This is a genomic window from Streptomyces sp. NPDC057654 (assembly GCF_042800135.1).
GTDB lineage: Bacteria > Actinomycetota > Actinomycetes > Streptomycetales > Streptomycetaceae > Streptomyces.
The window spans coordinates 1-1,409 of record NZ_JBHVHQ010001365.1 but is presented as its reverse complement, the minus strand read 5'-3'; the positions used below and the strand labels follow the sequence as shown (position 1 = coordinate 1,409).

Annotated in this window: 1 protein-coding gene; it reads left to right on the top strand. The window is 71.2% G+C overall.

What is annotated here, in order from left to right:
* Positions 1-138: 138 nt before the first annotated feature.
* Positions 139-1,068 (top strand): NADP-dependent oxidoreductase, encoded by a 930-nt coding sequence (locus ACFU99_RS43665; RefSeq protein ID WP_384404338.1) that lies wholly within the window; start codon positions 139-141, stop codon positions 1,066-1,068.
* The last annotated feature ends 341 nt before the right edge of the window (positions 1,069-1,409 follow it).

Below are 1,409 nucleotides of genomic sequence, written 5' to 3'. Positions count from 1 at the left end.
ACTAACGATGATCAACGGTGGCCGCAGGCCACAACGCGAAGAAGGGCGCCCACAAGGTTCCGAAGCAGCCCTGGCGGGAGATGCGGGAGATACGGAAGGTACGGAATACCCCTCCGTTCCCGCCCGTTGCTGCGGACCATGAAGGCAATCGCACTACAGCAGTACGGGGGACCGGAAGACCTGGAACTGAGGGAGCTGCCGCCCCCGAAGGTCGCCCCCGGGGAGGTCCTCGTCCGAGTCAAGGCGGCGGGCGTCAACCCGGGGGACTGGAAGGTCGCCGCCGGTTACCTCGACAGCGTCATGGAAGCGCACTTCCCCTTCATCCCGGGCTGGGAGATCTCCGGCATCGTCGAGGCCAGGGGCTTCGACGCCACCGAGTTCGAGGTCGGCGACGAGGTCGTGGGCTACATCTGGAAGGACTGGGCACAGAACGGCGGCTACGCCGAACTCGTGTCCGCCCCGGTGCGTACGCTCGCTCGCAAGCCCCAGTCCCTCAACTGGCTACAAGCCGCCGGGCTGCCGCTGGCCGGGCTGACGGCCTATCAGTCCATTCAGCGGCTCGGCATAGGCGGGGGCGAGACTGTGCTGGTCCACGCGGCGTCCGGTGGCGTCGGCTCGTTCGGCGTCCAGATCGCCGCCGCCCGTGGAACGCGCGTCATCGGCACCGCCGGCGAGCACAATCACGCCTACCTCCGCGGGCTCGGCGCCGAGCCCGTCACCTACGGCGACGGCCTGACCGGACGGGTGCGCGAACTGGCGCCCGACGGCGTCGACGCGGCACTCGACTTCGTCGGCGGTGACGCGGTGGCCGTCTCCCAGAACGTACTCAAGAACCCGAAACGGGTCGCCTCCATCGTCGATGCCACCGTCACCGAAAAGGGCGGCCATCACGTGTGGGCCCGCCCCAGCTCGGACGACCTCGGCGCACTGTGCGCCCTCGCCGACTCCGGCAAACTGTCCGTCACCGTCGCCCGCGCCTACCCCCTGGCCGAAGCGGCAGACGCCTGGCGAGCCGTCCAAAGCGGCCACACCCGCGGCAAGATCGTGCTGGCCGTCGACGCGGACTGAACCCCCGGCTCTGGCACAACACACCACGCTGACGGCGGCCCGGCTCGTGGCTGGGCTGCGGGCTGGCTCCGCTGCTGGCTGCTGGCTGCTGGCTGCTGGCTGCTGCCGCGAGGTGGCCGTTGCCGGGTGCTCGGGTGCGGGCTCGTGTCGGACCCTGCGGGTCCACAGCGCGGCGGCGGTTGGGTGGGACGGTATTCGGCTCGGCCGGGTGCGGGTCTCGTCTCGGACCCTCCGGGTCCAGAGCGCCGGCCGGGGGCGGGCGGGGGGGGGGCTGCTGCCGGTGCACTGCCTGCCGGGTGGTGTGCGGCTGGGGTTCAGACTGGCTCCGCTGCGCTGCGCCG

Bases quoted from the DNA above. Each gene is read 5' to 3' on its own strand.
- ACFU99_RS43665 (WP_384404338.1), top strand. From the start codon at position 139: ATGAAGGCAATCGCACTACAGCAGTACGGGGGACCGGAAGACCTGGAA.